Consider the following 2,806-nt stretch of genomic DNA (forward strand, 5'->3'; position numbering starts at 1 on the left):
GTTCGCTGCCACCGCAGAGCGGACATGGATCGTCTCGCCATGCCGCACGGAGGCCAAGCGCGCGGTCCTCCCTGTGCGGCCCCTGTGTGCACCCACACCGGTCGCGGTGACCGGCGTCGGCCATCTGTGCCGCCTCATTCAGGCGCTGACCGGTCAAAAGCAGCACCTTGCCAAGAGGCCCCCACGGGAAGCCTTCCACGTCACACGCCTGCCAGAACCAGCGGATTTCGTCGTCGGTTAGCACCCGGTCGCGGCTGGATTCCTTGGCTACCGGCTTCACGCCCACGGCAGGCGACGCCGCGAGGATGTCGCGCTCCACGGCCCAGTTGAAGAACTTGCTCAGATAGGCGCGGATGCGGTTTGCAGTCACCACGCGCCCGCTATCCGCGATCCCGTCCAGCAGGTCGATCACGTCACGCTTGGTGATGTCGTGAATGTCGCGGTCGCCCCATGGCGCTACGACGAAGCGATCAAGTTCACGCCGCACCGCCGCACCGCTGCGCAGGCTCGAAAGGTGACGCTTGTCGAACTGCGCGATCAGCAGCTTGACCTTGTCACGTTCTGACAACTGCGCCTCGACCTTCGCCGCCTTGGCGACCTTCTTCTCGAAGGCGGGGTTCTTTCCCCTCTCGATCTTCTCGATCGCCTCCGACGCAGCGCCCCGAGCTTCTGCCAGCCCCATCAGCGGCCATCGGCCCAAGGTCAGCTTGGCAGGCTTCCCGCCATACCTGTAGCGCAGCGCCCACGACTTTGCGCCGCTCGGCTGGATGAGGAGATACAAGCCCGAGAGCGCCGGGTCGGGAACCTCCAACCGCTTCTCCGGGTCCGGCTGTTTCGCCTCGATCGTCTTCGGAGTAAGTGCCTTGGCCATAGTCAATTTGTCCCTAGGGGTAACACCGGGGTAACGTTTTTTCCCGATAGGCTACGTTACCCCGTGATATTCACTCGGCCTAACGTGGCGCGATTTCGGCTATTTTTCAAGGCATTTTACTCGTCTGATAGTTTTACATTGTTAGGTGGCGGGAGGCTCTATATTTCGACTGTTAATCAATTGGTCGTAGGTTCGATCCCTACCGCCGGAGCCAAAAATCCACAAGAATATCAATGGATGGCAAGACCGCCGCCCCTCGGCGGCGACACGCAACTGGTCTTGAGTCCGCATTTAGTTCGCAGTCAGCACGGCTGATGGCGGTGTCGCGCGGCCGTCGCATTCTCTGACTGCCGCAGGGCGCCACGACCGCCGCACACCGGCCTGCGCCCGTGACAAATCGCGAGTGGCGCAGACTGGCGCAAACCGCGTCGAAAAGTTTCGATCGGGCGTGTGCTGCGGATCCCGGAAGATATCGAGAACAGCCGAACGACAAGATTCCCTTTTGACCAGAAACGTCGGGATTCACGGACGAGTCCCGTTGCGCTACTATCGCTAGGACCCGAACCCAGAGGATGCACAACATGGACGGACTCGACATGGACGACCTCGCAGCGGGGGTGCAGATCATCGTCGATGACGCGATCCGGAAAGCCGCCCCAGGCATAGCCCGCGCCGCGATCGACGAGACCGAGTCGACGGCCGCGCTGCTTCGGGCCTCGTTTGAGCTGGCGAAGTCCGAGGTTGTGGCCTTGGTGGCCGAGGGCGGCCGCCACGAGCCATGGGCCAAGCAGGCGCACGCCTTCGGCGATCAGGTCGGTCACCGGGGCGGAACGTGGCGCGTCGTCGCGCGGCGCGAGGCGAAACCGACCGATGAGCCGGGCCCCGACAGCTCGGTCTGGCTGGCGACGCAGATCGGCATCGAGGCTGTCGGGATCACCAGCATCAATTCGCGTTTGGCCCGTGTGCACGTCAGCCTGACCGACGGAACGACGAAGGGCTGCGATATCCGGATTCCGGGGCTCAGGCGCGGGGCACCTACGATCCGGATGCGACCTACGCGGAACTGGACACGGTCGCTCGAGACGGCGGATCGTTCATCGCCACGCGGAACGCACCCGGTCCCTGTCCCGGCGACGGCTGGATGGCGCTCACGCTGCGCGGCAAGCCGGGTGCTGTCAGCGCCGCCGAACTCCAGAAGCTGAAGCACTGGCTCGAGAATGAGGCGAACGCGCGGTCCATCAAGGAGCGGCTTGAGGATCGGCTCGGGATGGTGATAGGAGCGTTGAAGAGCTTCTACCCCCATCGCGAACGTCCCGAGGCTATGCGTTCGTCTGGTATCTGTGGATCAAGCGACGGCAGAACCGGACGTTCGACCTGATGCAGCAACGCGGAAGGAAGAGCTGGCCCGCGAGTAGCGCGCCAAGGCCGCACAGCGCGCTGCCGGGCAGGGTCTGTTCGGATAGCCGATCCAGCCAATGGGTCAGATGCCCTGACCTACCTAACTTGGACCGGACCTGGCCTGCCCCTATCGGGTGGTCCGGTTACAGTCTTAGTGCATGACAGGTCTTTGCGCTACGGCTGGGGTGGCCGGCGAAGCGGCTCCGGATGGCGAAGCCGGCCACTGGATGACCTCGGGAGCCGGGGGGCGATACCCAGAGATGAGTGCGGGCGCTTGGTGTTGTAGTGGCGGCGCCAGTTCTCGATGACGATTTTCGCCTCGGCAAGGCTGTAGAAGATTTCCCCGTTGAGCAGCTCGTCGCGGAGCTTGGAGTTGAAGCTCTCGCAGTAGCCGTTCTCCCAGGGGCTGCCAGGCTCGATGTAGGCGGTCTTCGCACCGACGGCGGCGATCCAGTCCCGCACCGCTTTGGCGATGAACTCCGGGCCGTTGTCGGACCGTATGTGATCGGGCACACCACGCAAGATGAACAGATCGGA

Annotated in this window: 2 protein-coding genes and 1 pseudogene; 1 reads left to right on the plus strand and 2 read right to left on the minus strand. The window is 63.6% G+C overall.

Going from position 1 to position 2,806, the window contains the following annotated elements; genetic code table 11:
- On the minus strand, window positions 1-871 hold an 871-nt coding region (locus tag RMO04_RS16125; RefSeq protein ID WP_309645793.1), incomplete at its 3' end, for an integrase family protein.
- A 581-nt stretch (window positions 872-1,452) separates the two neighbouring features.
- On the opposite strand from RMO04_RS16125, the gene RMO04_RS16130 reads away from it, so the two are divergent.
- The gene (locus RMO04_RS16130) at window positions 1,453-2,073 is read left to right on the plus strand and encodes a hypothetical protein (RefSeq protein WP_309645794.1); all 621 of its coding nucleotides are present in this window, start codon (window positions 1,453-1,455) and stop codon (window positions 2,071-2,073) included.
- Between the two features lie 347 nt (window positions 2,074-2,420).
- On the opposite strand, the pseudogene RMO04_RS16135 reads toward RMO04_RS16130, so the two are convergent.
- Window positions 2,421-2,806: pseudogene (locus tag RMO04_RS16135) on the minus strand (integrase core domain-containing protein); the annotation flags it as partial.

This window comes from Phenylobacterium sp., assembly GCF_031412415.1.
In the GTDB taxonomy this organism is placed as follows: domain Bacteria; phylum Pseudomonadota; class Alphaproteobacteria; order Caulobacterales; family Caulobacteraceae; genus Phenylobacterium.